This window comes from Streptomyces sp. NPDC003038 (genome assembly GCF_040611115.1).
Classification (GTDB): domain Bacteria; phylum Actinomycetota; class Actinomycetes; order Streptomycetales; family Streptomycetaceae; genus Streptomyces.
The window spans coordinates 23,347-42,741 of record NZ_JBEXNN010000031.1 but is presented as its reverse complement, the minus strand read 5'-3'; the positions used below and the strand labels follow the sequence as shown (position 1 = coordinate 42,741).

Below are 19,395 nucleotides of genomic sequence, written 5' to 3'. Positions count from 1 at the left end.
CGGTTGCCGCGCCCACCGCCCCGGCCACGCGCCGCGCCGCGCGCTGTGCCACGCGCCGCGTCAGCCGCCCAGCCGCTCTTCGCTCCGGCCTTCGCCCCGGTCCGCGCCCCGGCCTTCGCCCCGGTCGCCGCGCCGCTTACGCCGGCCCCTGCGGCCCCGCACGCCTCCCGAGTCGCCGCGCGTCCGGCCGTCCAGCGCGATCCACACCCGGACCTCCGTCCCGCCGAGCACCGAGCGGCCCAGCCGCACGTCCCCGCCCGTCGATTCCGCGACCCGCCGCACGATGTCCAGACCGAGGCCCGTCGACCCGTCGCGGCCGCCGTCGTTGCCGCGGCGCAGGGCGGCATCCGGGTCCGCGATGCCGGGCCCCGCGTCCGAGACCAGCACGATGACCGCGTCCGACGCGTCGTGGACGTCCACCGCGAAGGGCGTGCCCTCGGGGGTGTGCCGGAAGACGTTGCCGAGCAGGGCGTCGAGGGCGGCGGCGAGCTCGGGCCGCGCCACGGGGATCCGTACCGTACGGTCGACCCCCGCGAGCCGCACCTCGCGGCCCTCGTCCTCCGCCAGCGCCGACCAGAAGGCCATCCGGTCGCGGATCACTTCCGAGGCGTCGCAGCCCGCGCCCGCCCCGACCAGGCCGGTGGCCGGCCGCTGTTCGCGGGCCGTACGGATGATCGTGTCCACCTCGCGCTCCAGCTGCTCCACCGCCTCCCGGGTCTGCTCGGCCGCCGGGCCGTCCCCGAGGGAGGCCGCGTTGAGCCGCAGCACCGTCAGCGGTGTCCGCAGCCGGTGCGAGAGGTCGGCGGCCAGTTCCCGCTCGTTGGCGAGGAGTTCCACGACCTGGTCCGCCATCGCGTTGAAGGCGACGGCCGCCGAGCGGAGCTCCTTCGGCCCGTCCGCCGGCACCCGCGCCCCGAGCCGGCCCTCGCCCAGCTGGTGCGCGGCGTCCGCGAGCCGTTCGGCCGGGCGGACCAGCCGGGCGCCGAGCCGGTCGGCGACCGCCACCGAGCCCACGATGAGCGCCAGCCCGACGCCGGCGAGCACCAGCCAGGCGGTCGCGACACCGTTGCTGACCTCGCTCTCCGGTACGAAGATCTCCACCACCGCGATGTCCCCGGACCCGAGTGCGGTCGGCTGGAGCAGGGCGGAACCCCCGCCCGCCACCGAGGCCGTCGTGGCCCGCCCGATCCGCCGGGTCTGCGCCACGGCCTGCTCGCCCGCCCAGCCGTCTCCGATGTCCACGTGCGCGCTGTCGCCGATGGCGGGCAGGTGTACGGCCATCCGCCGGGCCGCCCCCATCTGCGTGGATTCCACCGCCCGGCGCAGCTGGACGGGGTCGGTGGTGATGGAGAGGGTCGGTCCGATGGTGGCGGCCTGCCGCTCGGCGTTGGAAAAGGCCCGGTCGCTGGCCATCTCCTGGACGACGAGCCCGAGCGGTACGGCGAAGGCCACGACCACCATGGCCGTGACCGCGAGGCACACCTTGACCAGCGCCCACCTCACAGCGGCGGCTCCAGCTTGACTCCCACACCCCGCAGCGTGTGCAGGTAGCGCGGGCTGGCCGCCGTCTCGCCGAGCTTGCGGCGCAGCCAGGACAGGTGCACGTCGATGGTCTGGTCGTCGCCGTACGCCTGCTGCCAGACCTCGGCGAGCAGTTCGCGCCGGGCCACGACCACCCCGGGCCGCCCGGCGAGGAAGGCCAGCAGGTCGAACTCGCGCCGGGTGAGGTCCAGTACCGTACCGTCGAGTTCGGCCTGGCGGCGCAGCGGGTCGATCGCCAGCCCGCCGACGCGCAGGACGCGCGAGGGCGGTTCTGCGGCGGCCGCTTGGGAGCGGCGCAGGACGGCGGCCATCCGGGCGGAGAGGTGCTCCACGGAGAAGGGCTTGGTCAGGTAGTCGTCGGCGCCGTCGTTGAGCAGCCGGACGATCTCCGCCTCGTCGTCGCGCGCGGTCGCGATGATCACCGGTACGTCGGTGATGCCGCGCAGCATCTTGAGCGCCTCGGAACCGTCCAGGTCCGGCAGGCCGAGGTCGAGGATGACCACGTCGAAGCGGTGGTGGGCGACTTCGCGCAAGGCCTCCAGGGCCGTGCCGACGCTCCGCACGGTGTGTGAGGCCTCGGTCAGGTGCCGGATGAGGGCGGAACGTACGAACTGGTCGTCCTCGACCACGAGCACACTTGCCATGGCCCGCACGGTAGCCCATTCGGGGGACACCGGGAGGCGTCGGGCCACCTCTGGGGCGGGTGGTGCAGTATGGCCCCTGATGCAACGAGGACTCATACATGCCATGGCTTGGACGCTGGCGACCGGGGCTGCGGTGACGCTGTCGTGGTGGGGCGTGCACACCGTCATGTCGGGTACCGCCTACGATCCGCCGCTCGCGGTGCCGCTCGCCACGCAGCCGCTGTCCTCCTCGACGCAGGGGGGCCGGCCCTCGGAATCCGCGTCGCCCTCGCCGTCGCCCGCCCCGCCCGCGTCGGTGTCCGCCTCCCCCTCCGCCGCCGCTCCGTCCCCGCCCAAGGCGTCCGGGAAGGCTCCGCCGCCTGCCCGCCCCTCCGCGCGGGCGGGCGGCGAGGACGCGGGCCAGGTGAAGGCCTACCCCGTCTCCGGCGGCCGGGTCGTCTTCGACCTCGGGGAGTCCTCGGCCGAGCTGGTGTCCGCGACCCCGGCGGCCGGCTGGCGGATGCAGGTGTGGAAGCTGGACACGTGGATCCGGGTCACCTTCACCCGGGACGACCGTGAGGTGTCGGTGTTCTGCACCTGGCACGACCACCCGCCGATGGTGGAGATCGTCGACCCGTGACCGGGCGCCCGGACCCGGACAGGACCTAGCGGAAGACCGAGGGCGGCGGCTGTGGTGAGGCCACCGCCGAGGCGTCGGCGACCGGGGCGGCGCCGCCCGCGAAGTCCGCCAGGGCGCGGCCGTGCTCGACCCGGCCGGGGTGCGGGTCGCTCGCCACGCGGCGGGTGAACTCCGCGACGGGCAGTTCCCGGTCCGCGGCCACCAGGACCGCGTTGCCGAAGCGTTTCCCCCGCCACACCACGGGATCGGCCGCCAGCGCGAGCTCCCTGAACCGGGATGCGGCCGTCGCGATCTGGCTCCGCAGGTGGGTGAGCGGCGGCCCGTCGGCGAGGTTGGCGACATACCACCCGGTGGGCGCGAGGGCGCGGCGTACGTCGTCCAGGAACTCGGTGCTCGTCAGGTGGGCCGGGGTGCGCGCGCCGCTGAACACGTCCGCGATCACCAGGTCCGCCCAGCCGTCCGGTACCTTCGCCAGGCCCGCCCGCGCGTCCACCGCCCGGACCCGCACCCGCGCCTGCGGGTCCAGCGGCAGGTGTTCCCGTACGAAGGTGACCAGAGCGGCGTCGATCTCCACGATCTGCTGGGTGGAGCGCGGGCGGGAGGCGGCCGTGTAGCGGGCGAGGGTGAAGGCGCCGCCGCCCAGGTGCACCACGTTGAGGGGTTGCCGGGCGGGCGCGACGAGGTCGATCAGGTGGCCGATCCGCCGCTGGTACGCGAAGTCCAGGTATCCCGGATCGTCGAGGTCCACATGCGACTGCGGGGCCCCGTCGATGAGCAGCGTCCAGGCGCCCGAGCGCTCGCGGTCGGGTGCGAGCTCCGCCCGGCCGCCGTCCACCTGCCCGACGACCGCCTCGGCGCTGCCGCGTCCGCGCTGCTTGCCCCTGTCTCTGTCCTTGCCTCTGTCCTTGCCTGCCACGACCCCATTGTGACCGGTCAGCGGCAGTTGTCCGCGGCCTCGATCAGCCGGGCCGCCTCACCGAGCGCCGCGCGCAGCACCTCCGGGTCGGTGACGGGCCCGACGGCCTCGGGCGGCAGCAGCCAGCCCGTGCCCGCCGGGGTGGTGGCGGCGGCCTCGCCGAAGCGCATTCCGCGCCCGTTGGTCTGCGTACACGCGCTGCCCGGCAGGTCCCAGGCGTCGGCGGTGCCGGGCGGGACGAGGAAGCCGAGGGTGTCGCCGGAGCCGTCGTGGAGAACGGGGCCCACGCCGCCGGCCTGGCTGGCGGCGCGGCGGATGATGTCCACCGCCTCCAGTCCCTGCCGGGTGGGCACGGTCACCAGGTCCGGCGCGTCGATCGGGGTCGCGCCGGGCTCGGGCGGCGCGGTGTCGATTCCAGTGCTCTCCATGCCGGCCTCCACCAAGGGAACCCCTCCTCGATCCGCGTACGAGCCGGGAGGGGTCAGTCGCCTCCCACTCCGCATGGGTTCAACGCACGGGAACGTCAACAGGTGCGGCGGCAAGACGCTGCAAAGGATGGCAGTTCATGGCGGATCGCGGGTGAGATATCCGTTTTGTAGCCAAACACCGCATGAACGCCCTGTCGCTGGCGGTACGTTCATGCGCGCCGGGCTCAGCTTCACATGTCACAGCACCGGCGGTGCGTTCCTTGCCAGAGAGGCCACGTCCATGGCGGCGTCCCCCCACTCACCCAACTCCTCGTTCCGGCGGCTGCGCGGTCAGCACTCCCCGGCCGAGTTCGCGGCCCTGGTGCGCCGGGCCGCGAAGGAAATCGGCGAAACGGTTTCCTGCGACGCGCGCTACGTCGGCCGGGTCGAGTCCGGCGAGATCCGCTGCCCCAATTACGCCTACGAGCGGGTCTTCCTCCATATGTTCCCCGGCCGTACCCTGGCCGACCTCGGTTTCTCCCCGCGTGAGTCCGTCCGCGGCCGCTCGGCGCAGCGCGCCCCGTTGTCCGTCCTCACCCACCCTTCCCGTCCCAAGGAGAGCGACGTGCTGCGTCGCGCGTTCATGGCGGGCGGCTCCGCGACCGTGGCAGCCGCGACGCTCACCCTCACTCTCACCCTGCTCGGCGACACCCGTCGCTTTCCCGCCCGCGCCGGTGAGTCCGAAGCCGCCGCCGTCGAGGACGCCGTACGCCAGATCCGGCTCCTGGACGACCGGCACGGGGCCGACGCCCTGTACCGCAGGGCCGCCGAACCCCTGCGCACCGCCTACGCGCTGCTCGACGCGGGGGCCACCCGGCAGTCCACGGAGGACCGGCTGCACGCGGGCGCCGGTGAGCTGGCCGTCTCCGTCGGCTGGCTGGCCCACGACTCCGGCCGCTTCGACGACGCCCGCTCGCACTACGCGGAGGCCCTGGCGACGGCCCGGGTGTCGGGAGACGCGAGCCTGGAGGCGCACGCCTTCAGCAACATGGCCTTCCTGGCCCGGGACTGCGGTCGTTCCCGCGAGTCGGTGCGGGCGGCCCAGGCGGGCCGCCGCGCCGCCCGCACCCTCGGTTCCCCGCGGCTGCTGTCCCTGCTCGCGCTCCGGGAGGCGGGCGGCTGGGCGGGCCTGGCCGACCGCAAGGCCTGCGAGGAGGCGCTGACCCGGGCGCACAGGGAGTTCTCGCGCGGCGAGGCGGGCGCGGACCCGGAGTGGATGTCCTTCTTCGGCGAGGCCGAGCTGGAATTCCTGGAGGCGCGGTGCTGGGCGGTGCTCGGGGAGCACGCCCGCGCGGCCCGGCACGCGCGCCGCGCCGCGGACCTCCAGGGACCGCACTTCGCCCGGAACGTGGCCCTCTACACCGCCGAGCTGGCCGACAACCTCGCCCACGCGGGGGCCCCCGACGAGGCGGCCTGGGCCGGTGGGCGCGTGCTGGACCTGCTCGCCGAGGTGCAGTCCACCCGGGTCCGGTCCATGCTCGCGCAGACCGCCCGCACCCTGGTCCCGCACCAGCGCTCGCCGCGCGTGGGCGCCTTCCTGACCCGGCACGCCGCCGTCTGACCCGGAGGGCGCCGTCCGACCCGGGGGGGCGGCCTCCGACCCCGAGGGCGTCGTCAGCCGCCGACGTACTCGTAGACCCCGCCGTCCGGGTGCCGGACGACGGCCCGGTGCCCGTTGGGCGTGGCTGTGGGGGCGGCGATCACCTCGCCGCCGGCGGCCTCGCAGTGCGCGACCGCCGCCTCCAGGTCCCCCACGGCCAGCGTGGCGGCCACCCCGGCGAACCGCTCGGCGATCCCGTCGGGGCCGCTGAACAGCAGGAACGGCCCGACGCTCGCGAGGTCCAGGCCGGCGAACTCGAACCTGGTGGCCGGCTGGCCGGTGAGCCGTACGTAGAAGTCCAGCGCCGGGCCGAGTTCGTTCACGCGTCGCCGCAGCACCACGGAAGTAATCGTCATGCCCTCATCCTCGCAGCCGGCGCAGGGCTCAACTCACCCTCGGGGAAGCTAATTTCACAACCGGCCGGCGGGGACGGCGTTTACGCGTCCAGGTGTCCCGTGTCGTTCCAGCGCTCCAGCGCGGGCGCCCCGTAGGCCCACCCGAGGACCGAGAGGGAGGTCGGCTCCAGGCGGATGCGGGCGCCGAAGGAAGCCTCGAAACCGAGCCAGCGGGCGGCCAGGGTGCGCAGGATGTGCCCGTGGGCGAAGACCAGGACGTCACGCTCGGCCGAGCGGGCCCAGCCGACCACCTCGTCCGCGCGCGCCGCGACGTCGGCGACGGACTCGCCGCCCGGGACGCCGTCGCGCCAGATCAGCCAGCCCGGGCGGACCGCCTGGATCTCGGCCGGGGTCATGCCCTCGTAATCGCCGTAGTCCCACTCCATCAGCGCGTCCCACGGATCCGCCTGGGCGCCGAAGCCGGCCAGGTCGCAGCTCTCGCTCGCGCGGACCAGCGGGCTGGTGCGGACCTCCAAGCCCCGCAGACCCTTCCACGGGTCGCGGGCCAGCCGCTCGCCGAGCAGCTTCGCGCCGCGCTTGCCCTCCTCCAGCAGGGGCACGTCCGTGCGTCCGGTGTGCTTGCCGAGCTGGGACCACGCCGTCTGGCCGTGGCGGGCCAGCAGGATGCGGGGGGCCATGTGAATCTCTCCCGGTCCATGAGAATCCGCGCGTTTTACGGTGATTCCGTCGTCCGACCATCATCCATCACATGAACGCCCGGCAACCTCCCGCATCCCCCGGTAGCCGCGAGCAGCCGGTTTCCACGGTAAGTCCACGATTGTCAGTGGCGGATGGGAGACTTCCGCGGGTGAGCTCCTACCCGCACAGCGGCCCTCCCCGGCGAACCGCGCTGCCGACTCCGCAGGCCGCGCCGGCGACACGAGCCGTGCAGACCGTTCCGGCCGCTCAGACGGTTGCGGCCGCTCAGACCTCGCAAGCTCCGCAGCCTGCGCGGACGCCGCAGAGCCGGCAGGCTCCGCGCGCGACGACCCTGCGGCAGCGGCTCGCCGACCTGCGCGGCCCCGCCGTGCCGCCCCGGCCGCTCGACGCCCGGGCACTCGCGGCACTCGCCGCCAACCCCGGCTGCGGCAGACGCGCCCTGCTCGACGGCGCCGGCGTGGACAAGACCGCGCTCGCCTCGGCCCTCGGCTCACCGGCCGCCTTCGGGCAGTCGCAGTTCGCCATCGTCCGCGGGAACTCCTTCGAGGCCAAGGTCAAGGGCGACGGCGGAGCCGAGCTGCTGCGGCTGGTCCACGAACACCTCGGCGCCGGAGCCGAGCCGCCAGGGCCGGTCGCCCGCGTCCCCGACCTCACCGCCGCGGGCCCCGAGGGCCGCGCCGCCCGCACCGCGCTCGCCCTGCGCGAGGCCACCGCCGCCGGACGCGCCGTCGGTGCCTGGACGCTGCTGGACCACCCGATGCTGGCGCTGGAGGTGGCCGGCTCCCCCGCGTACCTGGAGCCCGACGCCGTCGTCGTGCATCCCGACGGCCGCTGGACCGTCGTGGAGATCAAATCGTTCCCGATGATCGACGGCGGCGCCGACGCCGCGAAGGTGGGCGCTGCCGCGCGGCAGGCCGCCGTCTACGTGCTGGCCCTGGAGAAGACCGCCGAGAAGCTGGACGGCGCCGAGGTCGGGCACACCGTGCTGCTGGTCTGCCCCAAGGACTTCTCCAACCTGCCCACCGCCTCCCCCGTCGACATCCGCCGGGAGCGCGCCGTGACCAGGCGCCAGCTGGAGCGGCTGACCCGGGTCGAGGAGCTGGCGGCGGCGCTGCCCGAGGGGCTCAGCTTCGACCCCGCCCGGCCCGCCGAGGAGCTGACCGAAGCGGTGTCCGCGGTGGACGCCGCCTACGCCCCCGAATGCCTGGCCGCCTGCGAGCTGGCCTTCCACTGCCGGGACCGGGCCCGCGCCGCCGACGAGGTGACGGCGCTGGGCCGTGCCGTACGGGGTGAGCTGGGCGCGCTGACCACCGTCGAGGGAGCCCTCGCGGCGGCCGCCGGCTCGGGTCCCGCCGGCGATCCCACCGCCGAGGCCCTGCACCATGCGGCCCGGTTGCGCGCGGAGGCGCTGGAGCTCGCCGCCGCCCGCCTCCCGTACCAGCGTCCGGAGAGCCCCGCATGCCCCTGCTGAGCACCCTGGCCCGGCTGGAGGCCGTCCGGGCGGGCCGCGCCCAGCCGCTCGCGACCGTACGCCACCGGCATCTGAGCCCGGATCCGATGGTCTTCGTACCGCTGACCACGGCCGGTGAGGCCGGTGCTCCGCTGGGCGCCCTGGTCGGTACCGACCGGCACGAGCCCCGGGTCTTCGTGATACCGCAGCCGCGCGACCGGGACCTGCGCTGGGAGTTCCTGGCGGAGCTGGCGGTCGAGGTGCTCGGGTACATCGACTCGTACGCGGACGACGTGGAGCCGGCCGAGCGCAGCGAGACCGATCCGGAGACGGGCAAGAAGGTCAAGGTCGAGACCGAGCTGTGCGTGGACGCGCCGCAGCTGATCGTGCCGAGCCGGGCGGGCATCGAGTACGTACGACTGCTCGGCCGGTCGATGCGGTTCCGGCGCACCGCGGAGGAGGATCCGGACCATCCGTATCCGGCGCCCGCGCGGGTGCCGATGCTGGGGCGCTGGTTCACGCACCTCGCCGAGCGCTCCCGCGTGCCCGGGTCGTCGATGCTGGTGTCGGCGACGGATCTGCTGTCCCGGCACTGGGCCACCGGCCAGAGCAACCTGGAGGACCAGCACCTGGGCGCCCTCCTGGCCTGGATCGATCCCCCCGAGGGCACATCGGGGGCGGAGGCGGCACGACGGGCGGAGCTGGACCGCGACCAGGACGGCCTGCTGCTGTGCCCGCCGGCCGGCCCGGCCACCGACCCGGCCTTCGACAACAGGACGCTGGCGCCCGCGATCGCCCGCTACGACGCGGCCCGATCGGCTCTGGCAGCCCGCCCCGAGAACGACGACCGCCCCCTGCGGGTGGCCGAACGGGCCGTCCGCGACGCCGTCGTGTCCCAGATGCGGGGCGCCTGGTGGCAGACCTGGCAGGCGATCGACCTGCTGCGCGCGCTGCCCCCGGGCGAGCGCGCCGAGGAGCGCTGGACCCGCGACCGCTGGTCGTACACCGGCCACCGGGACCGCGTACGGGCGGGCGAGCCGCCGCAGCCCCGCCGCGACGACGCGGTGACGGCGGCCCAGAAGCTCGCCACGCGGGAGACCGAGCAGGTGCGGCTCGACGCCCAGGAGGCGCTGGACGACCCCCTGGTGATGGCCGGCCGGCGCCTCGCGGGCGAGGCCTTCGCGGGCGAGGTCACCGAGGTGGTGATGGAATGGATGGAGTCGAAGCGGCCGAGCCCGCGGCCCCTGGTGACGGTGGCCACCGAGGACCGTCCGCAGCTCGCGGACGGGAGCGGCGCGAAGGTGTTCCGCTCGCTGGACGGGCGCCCGCAGTCCGCACGGTTCGTCCGGTACGACTACGACGGGCGGCTCGTGCTGCGGCTGCTGGACAAGATGGGCCGCGGCAAGGACCCGGAACCCGGCTCGGTGCCCGAGAAAGGCGACCGCGTGTGCTGGACGCTCTTCGAGCACGACGCCCGCGGCGGCCCGAAGCTCCCGGACCCGGAGCAGACCCCGTGGACGCACGGCGGCCCTCCCGGCTCCGCCGCCGCCGTCGCCCGCCCCGACACCGTGACCGACGAGGACATACTGTGACCGCGACCGCCTCCTTCGATCCGGGCGCGGCGGCCGCACGGGCGACCGCCGCCATCCTGCACGACACGCTCCACGGCACCGAGCGGGGCGTGGTCGTCGACTCCCCGCCCGGGGCCGGCAAGTCCACGCTCGTCGTCCGGGCGGCCCGCGAGCTGGCCGCGGCCGGGCGCCGCCTGATGGTGGTCGCGCAGACCAACGCGCAGGTCGACGACCTGGTGCTGCGGCTCGCCGACAAGGACCCCGAGCTGAAGGTCGGCCGCCTGCACAGCAGCGACGGCGAGGCGTACGACCCCGCGCTGCGCGAGCTGCCCTCGGTCACCCTCTCCGCCAAACCGGGGGACCTCGCGGAACTACCGGTCACCATCTCCACGGCGGCGAAGTGGGCCTACGTCAAGGACGCCGAGCCGTGGGAGCACGCCATCGTCGACGAGGCGTACCAGATGCGCTCGGATGCGCTGCTGGCCGTCGCCGGGCTGTTCGAGCGGGCCCTGTTCGTGGGCGATCCGGGGCAGCTCGACCCCTTCAGCGTGGTCGGCGCGGAGCAGTGGGCGGGCCTGACCTACGACCCCTCCGCCTCGGCGGTGACCACCCTGCTGGCCCACAACCCGCAGCTGCCGCAGCACCGGCTGCCCGTCTCCTGGCGGCTCCCGGCGACGGCCGCGCCGCTGGTCTCCCGCGCCTTCTACCCGTACACGCAGTTCCGCAGCGGTACGGGCCCGGGCGAGCGGCGGCTGTCGTACGGGGTCCCCTCGGACGGATCGGGCCCCGACCGGGTACTGGACGAGGCCGCCGAGTCGGGCTGGGGCCTGCTGGAACTGCCCGCCCGGCACACCCCGCGCACCGACCCGGAGGCGGTCCGGGCGGTGGCCCTGGTGGTCCGCCGCGCCCTGGACCGGGGGGCGGTGACCTCGGACGAGCACTCCGAGGCCCCGGCGCCGCTCACCGCCGACCGCATCGCCGTCGGCACCGCGCACCGCGACCAGGCGGCCGCGGTGCGCGCGGCGCTGACGCTGCTGGGGGTCAGCGGGGTGACGGTGGACACCGCGAACCGGCTCCAGGGCCGCGAGTACGACCTCACGGTGGTGCTCCACCCGCTGTCGGGGCGCCCGGACGCGACGGCGTTCCACCTGGAGACGGGCCGCCTGTGCGTGCTGGCCTCCCGGCACCGGCACGCGTGCGTGGTGGTGGCCCGGGCGGGCATAGCGGAACTCCTGGACGACCATCCCTCGACGGAACCGGTCCAGCTGGGCGTGACGGTGAAGTTCCCGGACGGCTGGGAGGCCAACCACTCGGTCCTGGCCCACCTGGCGGAACACCGGATCCCCTGGCGGCCGTGACTCCGCCTGGCGGCACACCGGATCTCCCGGCGGCCGTGACCGCGGCTACGTCTTGCGGGTGAGGCCCATCCGTTCGCGGAGCAGTTCGCCCACCTCGGCCAGGGTGCGCAGCTGCTCCGGGGTCAGGACGTCGATGAGGTGGCGGCGTACCGACTCCACGTGCAGCGGGGCGGCCGTCATGATCGCGTTCACCCCCACTTCGGTGAGGACCACCTCCGCGCCGCGGCCGTCGGTGGCCACCTCCTCGCGGCGGACGATTCCGCGCTGTTCCATCCGGGTGAGCTGGTGCGACAGCCGGCTGCGCGACCACTGCATCAGGACGGCCAGGGCACTGATCCGCATCCGGTGACCCTCGGTCGAACCCAGGACCGACAGGACGTCGTAGTCGGCCTCCGAGAGACCGCTGTCCTGGGTCAGGTCCCGCGCGATCTCCGCGTTGACGAGCGGGAACATGCGCCGCCACGCGTACCAGGCGTCCTGTTCGGGCTCGGTGAGCCAGCGCGGCTCGGATTCGGTCATGAGTGCACTGTAACCAGTTGCATGACACGTCACCTATCTAGTTGACACATCACCCACCTCTCGCTTTGATAGGTGACGCGTCAACAACATCAGGCCACCACCGGGAGCCCTCACCATGACCCGTCTTCACGTCATCTCCGCCGCGGTACGCCCCACCTCCGCCGCCGGCCCCCTCTCCCAGTGGGTCACCGGACAGGCCCGCGCCCGGGGCGGCTTCGAGGTCACCCCGGTCGATCTCGGCGTGATCGCGCTCCCCTTCCTCGACGAACCCGAGTACGCCTCCACCGGCGTGTACACCCACCAGCACACCCGCGACTGGAGCGCCCTCGTCGACTCCGCGGACGCCTTCCTCTTCGTCCTGCCGATGTACAACGGCGGCTTCACCGCCCCCTTCAAGAACGCCATCGACTTCCTCTACCGCGAGTGGCAGGGCAAGCCGGTCGGCCTCGTCAGCTACAGCGCCGGCCCCTCGGGCGGCGCCCCGGCCGCCGAGATGCTGCTGCCGGTCCTCACCCGGATCGGCATGGTGCCGGCCGAGCGGTCCGTCGCCATCCCCGGTATCGCCGGTCTCGTCGACCCCGAGGGGTTCCGCGCCCCGGACGGACTCGCGGGGCAGCTGGCCGGCGTACTGGACGACGTGGCGGAGCTGGCCGCGCGGCGGCGGCTGGAGGAGCCGGTCACGGTGTGACGGCGACGGCGACCGAGCACCCGCTCGACTCCTCCGCCCCACGGCCTCACGGTCTCCTCGTGCACACCACCGGCCGCACAAACGTTCCAGTCCACCGCTGTGTGCCCTTGCGCGGCGTTGGACAATGGACGGTGGCCCGGAAGGATTTCGCACGCGCACCAGGAGGACACGCATGGCAGAGCCCGAGCGGACCGAGCGGAGGCTGCGGCCCGCGCCGCTGCTCTTCGAGCCCTCGGAGGCCGCCACGGACCCGGAGCACTTCTTCGACCTGGAGTCCATCGACGACCCCCGCGAGCTGCTGGCCCGCGCCACCGAGCTGACGCTCGCCTTCCGGGCGGCGCAGGAGCGGGCGGTGGAGTACCAGGCCCTGGCGGCGGCCCAGCTGGCGGATCCGCGGCGCTTCGACCGCCTTTCGCCGGCGGTGATCGCCAGCCAGGCGGAATGGACCGAGGACTACGCCCGCAAGATGATCGAGTTCGGCGAAACCCTCCAACGCGACGCCGGCCCGGACAGCCTCTAGCCTCCGGCGGCCACCACTGCTCCACGAGGCCCCTGCGTGCGACGCGGCCGACGCCCGCAGGAGCCGAGGCCACGCCACCGCCACGCACCTACGGCACCAGGCACGGCACAGACGCGACGCATGCCGAGGGGCCCGGCTCCGCCGCACCCATACGGCACAGGCACGCCCGCAAGCCGAGGGCTCCGGCGAGCAGAGCAGAGCAGGGCAGGTCCGGTAGAGCCAAGCGCAGCGGACTGGCATATGCGGGGCGCAACATACCCCAGCCCTGCCCGCCCTGTCCCGGATTCCGGTAACTCACCGAAAACGGAGCGCTACGGCCGGTAGACCTGAGGACATGACGACCCTGACGACGGCTTCCGCCTGCCCCGCCCCCGACGCACGCACCGCGCCCGCCACCCACGTCACTCCGCAGGGCGCCGCCTGGCTCGCCTCCGCTTCCGCCCACCCGCGGACCACCCTCGCCCTGTGGGAGGCCCGCCCCGCCGCGCCCGCCGTGCTGCCCTGCGGGACCGCCTTCGACGTCGTCAACGTCCCGCTCGTCCTCGGCCGCCGCGTCCTGGACCTGCTCTGGGCGGAAGGCCCGGGCTCAGGGCCGGTCGCCGTCCACCGCGGCCGGCTGCTCCTCTTCGCGTCCCCCGGCACCGCCCACCGCCTTCCCGCCCTGCTGGCCTGGGAGGAGTGGGGAGGTTCCCGTACCGCCCCGGCGCCCCTGTGCCACGGCCGCGGCGATGCCGTCACCGTGCCACCGCTGGCCTACGCACCCGGGCCCTCCCGCTGGCTCGTGGCCCCGGACACCCGGGTGCCGTGGCTTCCGGGGCCGGACGCCCTGCTCTGGGCCTTCGTACGCGCCGCCCGCACCACCGGCCCCACCACGGACCTGCGGGTATCGATTTTTCCTTCCTCGGATCCGGATGCTAATGTCTACGACGTCAGCAAGCGCCGCTAGCTCAGTTGGTTAGAGCAGCTGACTCTTAATCAGCGGGTCCGGGGTTCGAGTCCCTGGCGGCGCACAGACGGAGGAAGGCCCCCACGCGAGTGGGGGCCTTCTTCGTGTTCCCTTCGGGGTCCTCGCGGCCCCGGGTCCCGCTATGTCGTGACCTTCACCGTGTACGCGCCCGACCGGGTCCGGTCCGCCACCTCGATCGTGATCCGCTCCCCCGGCACCGTGTACGTCTCGCCCACCTCCAGCGGCGCATCCGCCAGCGGTGGGTACACCGAGCGGTCCCAGCAGGCCTCCGACCGCGGATGGCCGTCCAGCACCTCGATCGGGCCGCCGCCCGAGGCGGCCTCGTTGCGGACCCGGTAGACCAGCACCCCTTCCGTGCAGGTGTCCCCGTCGTTGCCGGCCGAGCCGCGCGCCTCGATGGCGATCGCGCTGCCGGTGCCCGTACGGACCACCGCGAGGCGGGTGCCGCCGGTGCCGCCCTGCGGCGGGGTCTGCGCCAGCGGCTGCAGGGTGTGCAGTGAGGAACCGGACTGCACGCAGTCCACCTGGGACGCGTCCAGCCAGCCCAGCTTCCACTTGTGCCAGGCGAAGAGGTCCGGGGCCATGCCGAACTGGCTGCCCATGACGTCCCAGTCCCCGACGTAGGTGTCCCAGTCGCCCTTGCCGTCCGACGGCCGGTGGTAGAGGTCGGGCAGGTCGAAGACGTGGCCGGTCTCGTGGGCGAGTACGTTGCGGTCCGGCGGGTGCTGCTCGAAGACGGTGACGATCCGCCGCAGCTGGGCGCCGTCCGCCGTGATCGGGCGGTCGAAGTTCACGACCTTCGTGGCGTCGGAGTCCACGCCGGGGGCGTCCGGGTCGGCGATGAAGTAAACGACGTCGTACTTGCCGAAGTCGACTTCCGCGTCGGCGGCGGTGACCGCGTCCCGCAGGTAGGCCGCCCGGTCCTCGGGGGCCCAGTCGCGCTGTATTTCGTACGCGGCGGACGGCTTGGGCATCCGGACCCACTGCTTCTGCGGGTGCGGGACCAGGTGGAAGCGCCCGTACGAGGCCCGCTCGAAGAAGTCGCTGGTGGCGGGGAAGTAGTCGCCGGTCAGCTCCTCCGTGGTGAGGGTGGGGCGGTGGTCGGGGAAGGAGAGGAAGACCATGACCGCGTCGAGCGTGCGCTCGGGTTTGGGGTAGGCGCCGTTCCAGGTGTCCAGACCCAGGGAGTGGTGCGCCGCGGTCCGGGTCAGCGCGCAGGGTCCGGCCCCGGAGTCGGCCACTGCGGGTCCCGCGACGAGCGACATGGCGGCGAGCGCCGTCAGCGACGTGAGCACCGCCGCCGTGCTGCGCATGCGGGAGCGGTCCACTCCCCCGGGTGGCTGCTGTCGCGGCACATCGACCTCCGGTGGTGGATTTCTGCCATTTCGTCCACCTTGAGGCGATTGTCTTACTAATGCCCTGTTCCGCTGCCCCACACGAGTGAGCGATGTGGCAAGTCGGTGACCCCCGAACTTCACGCCCCTCTCTACAGAACGTCACGACCGATCACGTGAGATCAACAGGCGGCTTCTGGTGCTCACAGCCGCGCAGAAACGATCGCCCGCTGTCGGGCCGACGAACCGTCATCACGGCGTCATCCCGCCGAAGTACCGTCGCCCACCCGGCGACGCCGCTGGATAGGGCCTCCCGGCAGCCTCTATGATCGGCAGACTTTCCTGCACGGACACTCACGAGCACTGCGGGAGCCAACGGTGAGCGGAACCTCAGAGGGAACCGGTTCGGCGGCCGACAGCATCCGACCGGCCATTACGGAGCGTCACCCAGCAGTGCCGGCAGCCCCGTCGGCATCGGTCGGCCCGGCGCCGCTTTCCCGCGCCGAGGCCGAACAGAACGACTACCGGGCCGCCTTCAACGCGGCCCACCTCGCCATGGCCGTCGTCGACCGCGAAGGCTACGTCGTCACCGCCAACCAGGCCCTCGCCGGGCTCCTGGGCACCGAGCCGCACACGCTCGCCCGGCGGTCCGCCGCCGACCTGGTGGACCTGGCCTCGGAGGCCCGCACCTGGGGGGCGTACCAGGAGGTGCTGCGCGGGCGGCAGGCCCGGCTGCGCTGTACCCGCCGCCTCAAACACCCCGACGGGCACTCCCTGTGGACCGAGGTCACACTGGGCCCCGTACCCGGGACCCGGGACGTCCTGCTGTCGGTCGCGGACATCAGCGACCGGCGCGACCTCCAGGCGCGGCTGCGGCACCTCCAGATGCACGACCCGGTCACCCGGCTGCCCAACCGGGCGCTGTTCTTCGAGCGGCTCTCCGCCGCCCTGGAGGCGTCCTCGTACGAACACGGCGGCACGGGCCGGATCGGCCTGTGCTACCTGGACCTGGACGGCTTCAAGGCGGTCAACGACACCCTGGGCCACCGGGTCGGCGACCGGCTCCTGGCCGCCGTCGCGGCGCGGCTGACCCAGTGCGCCGACCAGAGCGGCTACGGACGGACCAGCGGGCACCTGGTGGCGCGGCTCGGCGGCGACGAGTTCGCGCTGCTGGTCGAGGACTCCACCGGGACCGAGCAGCTCGCGGACCTGGCACGGAGCGTACTGGCCTCCGTACAGGAGCCGTTCGACCTGGCCGGTCAGCGACTGTCGGTCTCCGCGTCGATCGGGGTGGTGGAACGGGTGGCGGCCGGGACCTCGGCGACCGGGCTGATGCAGGCCGCCGATACGACCCTGTACTGGGCGAAGGCGGACGGCAAGGCCCGCTGGACCCTCTTCGACCCGGAGCGCAACGCGCACCGCATGACCCGGCAGGCGCTCTCGTCCACGCTGCGGCCCGCCGTGGAGCGGGGGGAGTTCGAGCTGGAGTACCAGCCGCTGGTGGACCTGGAGAGCGGGACGGTGCGCGGGGTCGAGGCCCTGGTGCGCTGGAACCACCCGCAGTTCGGCACGTTGACGCCGAATCGGTTCATCGGAATTGCGGAAGAGGACGGCTCCATCGTGCAGTTGGGGCGGTGGGTACTGCGGACCGCCTGTCGGCAGGCGCGGCGCTGGCAGATCGAGCAGCCCAGCGACTCCCCGGTCTTCGTGTCGGTCAATGTCGCGGTGCGGCAGGTGTGGGACTCGGACCTGGTGGGCGATGTCGCGGAGATCCTGGCCGAGACGGGTCTGGCGCCGCAGCTGTTGCAGCTGGAGCTGACGGAGTCGGCGGTGATGGGCTCGGCGGGCCGGCCGCTCCAGGCCCTCCAGGCGCTGAGCGACATGGGCGTGCGGATCGCCATCGACGACTTCGGCACCGGGTACTCGAACCTCGCCTACCTCAGCCGGCTGCCCGTCTCGGTGCTGAAGCTCGACGGCTCCTTCGTACGGGGCTTCCGCTACGAGGAGGGCGCCCACCCCAACCCGGCCGACGAGACCATCGTCGAGGCCCTGGTCCAGCTCGCTCACCGGCTGGGCCTGACCGTGACGGCGGAATGCGTGGAGACCGCCGGCCAGGCGGCCCGCCTGCGCCGCGTCGGCTGCGACACGGGCCAGGGCTGGCTCTACTCCCGCGCCGTGGCTCCGGATGTGATCGCCGGCATGATCAGCCGCCAGGCCGCCGCCGACCTGCGGCACGGGCCCGCCCCGCACCCCCTCGTGTGAGGGGTGCGGGGCGGGCCGTCGCTCGGCGCGGGGTGGGGGGCGATCAGCAGGCGCCGAGGTCCTTCCAGACACCCCATTCACCGGTGGTGCCCGGCGTCTCGTTCTGCGTCCACCACTGGGCCTTCCACTTGCGGCCGTTGTGGGAGACCTCGCTGCCGCCGGTGTAGACGGTGCCCGCGACGTACGCCGGCGTCGACCGCAGCCCGCGGGAGGGGTGGTGGGCGGGTTCGTCGTCGGAGGCGGCGTGGTCGGCGGCGTGGTCGTCGGAGGCGTGGTGACCGGCGGCGTCGTGACCGGCGGCGTGGTGACCGGCGGCTGGGTGGTCCCGCCGAGGGCGTCCGAGATCTGGTTGAGCAGGGTGGTGTTGGTGTCCAGGCCGAGCAGGGAGTACATCATCGCGCCGGCCAGGCCGCGCTGCTTGCCGTAGTCGACCCGGGCCTGGATGGACTTCTGGTTGAGGCCGGTGAAGAACTCGCCGTCCTTGTAGAAGTAGGAGGCCTTGGCCCGGTCGTCCCAGAAGGTGTTCGCCGGATTGTCGACGATCCCGCCGAGCTCCTTGTAGTTCGCGATGCCGGCCTGCTGACTGGTGGGCCGGGCGGCGGAGGCGCCGGTCGCGGGCTGGGCGAGGCCGCCCGCGGTGCCCGCCGGGACGCCCTTCCAGCCGCGGTAGTAGAACTCGTATCCCAGCGTCAGCTTGGCGGCGGGGAAGCCTCCCGCGATCCCGTAGGCCGGGTTGCCGTCGATCCAGGAGTCGATGGCGTTGTCGATGCTGTACTTCTCGGTGCCCGGCGCGATCGGGTCGGTCGGGTCGGCCGCGGACGGGTACAGCGGGGATTGGTGGTACGTCGGCCCGTCGCCGTCCCAGGCGCCGTGCATGTCGTACGTCATGATGTTCGCGTAGTCGAGGTACGCGCCGATCTTGTCCGTCTCGATGTACTTGATCTTGTCCTGGCCGGCCGGGAGCGCGGAGGTCAGGAGGTACTTCTTGCCGCCGTTGGCCTGGCCGTGGGCGTCGAGCTGCTGGCGGAACTCCTTGAGCAGCAGCGTGAAGTTCTGCTTGTCCTCGGCGGCGTAGTGGTTGCCCAGGTGGCCGCCGGAGGAGCCGGGGTACTCCCAGTCGATGTCTATGCCGTCGAAGATCCCGGCCGCGGTGCCCGGGCCGCCGTAGCCGCCCTCGACCGGCAGGTTGCCCTTGATGTACTGGTCGATGCAGGAGGACACGAGCTTCTTGCGGGAGGCGTCGGTCTTGGCCGCGTCACTGAAGTACTTCGAGTAGGTCCAGCCGCCGAGCGAGATGTTGATCTTCAGGTGGGGGTACTTGGCCTTCAGCTGCTTGAACTGGTTGAAGACGCCCACGATCGGCTGGTCCCACTTGTCGGCGACCCCGCTGACGCTGTCCGCCGCGCTGAAGGACTTCTGGTAGTCGGCGTACGAGTCACCCGCGCCGTCACCGGCGTTGGGGTTGTTGTCGTCGCCCGCCGCCTTGTTGGCCTCGAAACAGGTGAGCTCGGTGGGGTGGATGTTGCCGAACGAATAGTTGATGACGTCCAGCTTGCCCGCTATGCCGCGGGTGTCGAGGTGCTTGGGGTGAAAGGCGTTCCCGTACACGCTCCACTGGTCGTAGTAGGCGATGCGGACCCCGCCGGCCGCGGCGGTGGTCGAGGTGTCGGCGGCCTGGGCGGTGCCGAGCCCCGCGAAGGAGGCGAGCGCTCCGGCTGCCAGCGCGGCCGTGGCGGCGGCCGCGATGAGGGGTTTACGGAAGTGCATGAACTGCCTCCGGGGGGTGGGAGGGGCGAGCAAGAAGTTCAGGTGGGAGAAGTGATAGCGATCAGCGCGGCCCCGAGTCAATGGTTTGGACCAAAGAAGGACTAGACCACTCCCGT

Annotated in this window: 17 protein-coding genes, 1 tRNA gene and 1 pseudogene; 10 read left to right on the top strand and 9 right to left on the bottom strand. The window is 73.3% G+C overall.

Features of this window, described 5'->3' with window-relative positions; all coding sequences use genetic code 11:
- Positions 1 to 60 precede the first annotated feature (60 nt).
- Complete coding sequence (locus ABZX75_RS28180; protein ID WP_355415340.1) at positions 61 to 1,503, bottom strand: HAMP domain-containing sensor histidine kinase; 1,443 nt, start codon at positions 1,501 to 1,503, stop codon at positions 61 to 63.
- Positions 1,500 to 2,186, bottom strand: coding sequence for a response regulator transcription factor (locus ABZX75_RS28175; RefSeq protein ID WP_355415338.1), 687 nt, complete (start codon positions 2,184 to 2,186; stop codon positions 1,500 to 1,502). Before ABZX75_RS28175 ends, ABZX75_RS28180 begins: the two co-directional genes overlap by 4 nt.
- Before the next feature lie 79 nt (positions 2,187 to 2,265).
- Here ABZX75_RS28175 and ABZX75_RS28170 point away from each other — a divergent pair, with 79 nt between their 5' ends.
- Positions 2,266 to 2,805: a hypothetical protein gene (locus tag ABZX75_RS28170; protein WP_355415336.1), complete on the top strand. Its 540-nt coding sequence runs from the start codon at positions 2,266 to 2,268 to the stop codon at positions 2,803 to 2,805.
- 25 nt (positions 2,806 to 2,830) lie between these two features.
- On the opposite strand, the gene ABZX75_RS28165 is transcribed toward ABZX75_RS28170, so the two are convergent.
- Both ABZX75_RS28165 and ABZX75_RS28160 read right to left on the bottom strand, forming a co-directional pair.
- Positions 2,831 to 3,721, bottom strand: a complete 891-nt coding sequence (locus ABZX75_RS28165) for a fused MFS/spermidine synthase (protein ID WP_355415334.1) — start codon at positions 3,719 to 3,721, stop codon at positions 2,831 to 2,833.
- 17 nt (positions 3,722 to 3,738) lie between these two features.
- Entirely contained in the window at positions 3,739 to 4,149 is a 411-nt protein-coding gene (locus ABZX75_RS28160) for a hypothetical protein (protein WP_355415332.1), read from the bottom strand.
- A gap of 280 nt (positions 4,150 to 4,429) precedes the next feature.
- On the opposite strand from ABZX75_RS28160, the gene ABZX75_RS28155 reads away from it, so the two are divergent.
- Positions 4,430 to 5,749 (top strand): tetratricopeptide repeat protein, encoded by a 1,320-nt coding sequence (locus tag ABZX75_RS28155; RefSeq protein WP_355415330.1) that lies wholly within the window; start codon positions 4,430 to 4,432, stop codon positions 5,747 to 5,749.
- A 53-nt stretch (positions 5,750 to 5,802) separates the two neighbouring features.
- Here ABZX75_RS28155 and ABZX75_RS28150 read toward each other — a convergent pair whose 3' ends face one another.
- The gene (locus tag ABZX75_RS28150) at positions 5,803 to 6,144 is read right to left on the bottom strand and encodes a VOC family protein (RefSeq protein ID WP_355415328.1); all 342 of its coding nucleotides are present in this window, start codon (positions 6,142 to 6,144) and stop codon (positions 5,803 to 5,805) included.
- An 80-nt stretch (positions 6,145 to 6,224) separates the two neighbouring features.
- Complete coding sequence (locus tag ABZX75_RS28145) at positions 6,225 to 6,821, bottom strand: histidine phosphatase family protein (protein WP_355415326.1); 597 nt, start codon at positions 6,819 to 6,821, stop codon at positions 6,225 to 6,227.
- Positions 6,822 to 7,174: 353 nt separating this feature from the next.
- Between ABZX75_RS28145 and ABZX75_RS28140 the strand changes: the two genes are divergently transcribed.
- Genes ABZX75_RS28140 through ABZX75_RS28130 form a run of 3 tightly spaced genes read left to right on the top strand, consistent with a single transcriptional unit; the run spans position 7,175 to position 11,222 of the window.
- Positions 7,175 to 8,314, top strand: a complete 1,140-nt coding sequence (locus ABZX75_RS28140) for a hypothetical protein (RefSeq protein WP_355415394.1) — start codon at positions 7,175 to 7,177, stop codon at positions 8,312 to 8,314.
- On the top strand, positions 8,302 to 9,885 hold the full coding sequence (locus ABZX75_RS28135; protein ID WP_355415324.1) for a hypothetical protein: 1,584 nt from the start codon (positions 8,302 to 8,304) through the stop codon (positions 9,883 to 9,885). Before ABZX75_RS28140 ends, ABZX75_RS28135 begins: the two co-directional genes overlap by 13 nt.
- Positions 9,882 to 11,222 carry an AAA domain-containing protein gene (locus ABZX75_RS28130; protein ID WP_355415322.1) on the top strand — a complete coding sequence of 447 codons (1,341 nt, stop codon included), beginning with the start codon at positions 9,882 to 9,884 and terminating at the stop codon, positions 11,220 to 11,222. Before ABZX75_RS28135 ends, ABZX75_RS28130 begins: the two co-directional genes overlap by 4 nt.
- A 45-nt stretch (positions 11,223 to 11,267) precedes the next feature.
- Here the strand turns inward: ABZX75_RS28130 and ABZX75_RS28125 are convergent, their stop codons facing one another.
- Entirely contained in the window at positions 11,268 to 11,741 is a 474-nt protein-coding gene (locus ABZX75_RS28125; protein WP_355415320.1) for a MarR family transcriptional regulator, read from the bottom strand.
- A 115-nt stretch (positions 11,742 to 11,856) separates the two neighbouring features.
- Here ABZX75_RS28125 and ABZX75_RS28120 point away from each other — a divergent pair, with 115 nt between their 5' ends.
- The 4 genes from ABZX75_RS28120 to ABZX75_RS28105 all read left to right on the top strand — a co-directional run bounded on the left by ABZX75_RS28120 (position 11,857) and on the right by ABZX75_RS28105 (position 13,959).
- Positions 11,857 to 12,429 (top strand): NAD(P)H-dependent oxidoreductase, encoded by a 573-nt coding sequence (locus tag ABZX75_RS28120; protein ID WP_355415318.1) that lies wholly within the window; start codon positions 11,857 to 11,859, stop codon positions 12,427 to 12,429.
- Positions 12,430 to 12,601: 172 nt separating this feature from the next.
- Positions 12,602 to 12,949, top strand: a complete 348-nt coding sequence (locus ABZX75_RS28115; protein ID WP_355415316.1) for a hypothetical protein — start codon at positions 12,602 to 12,604, stop codon at positions 12,947 to 12,949.
- 334 nt (positions 12,950 to 13,283) lie between these two features.
- The gene (locus tag ABZX75_RS28110) at positions 13,284 to 13,895 is read left to right on the top strand and encodes a bifunctional DNA primase/polymerase (protein ID WP_355415314.1); all 612 of its coding nucleotides are present in this window, start codon (positions 13,284 to 13,286) and stop codon (positions 13,893 to 13,895) included.
- Positions 13,886 to 13,959 (top strand) — tRNA-Lys (locus tag ABZX75_RS28105). Before ABZX75_RS28110 ends, ABZX75_RS28105 begins: the two co-directional genes overlap by 10 nt.
- Before the next feature lie 76 nt (positions 13,960 to 14,035).
- Here ABZX75_RS28105 and ABZX75_RS28100 read toward each other — a convergent pair.
- Positions 14,036 to 15,229, bottom strand: coding sequence for a M6 family metalloprotease domain-containing protein (locus tag ABZX75_RS28100; protein ID WP_355415312.1), 1,194 nt, complete (start codon positions 15,227 to 15,229; stop codon positions 14,036 to 14,038).
- A gap of 363 nt (positions 15,230 to 15,592) precedes the next feature.
- On the opposite strand from ABZX75_RS28100, the gene ABZX75_RS28095 reads away from it, so the two are divergent.
- Positions 15,593 to 17,512, top strand: a complete 1,920-nt coding sequence (locus tag ABZX75_RS28095) for an EAL domain-containing protein (protein WP_355415392.1) — start codon at positions 15,593 to 15,595, stop codon at positions 17,510 to 17,512.
- A gap of 43 nt (positions 17,513 to 17,555) precedes the next feature.
- Here the strand turns inward: ABZX75_RS28095 and ABZX75_RS28090 are convergent.
- A pseudogene (locus ABZX75_RS28090) lies at positions 17,556 to 19,279 on the bottom strand (glycosyl hydrolase family 18 protein).
- Positions 19,280 to 19,395: the final 116 nt, after the last annotated feature.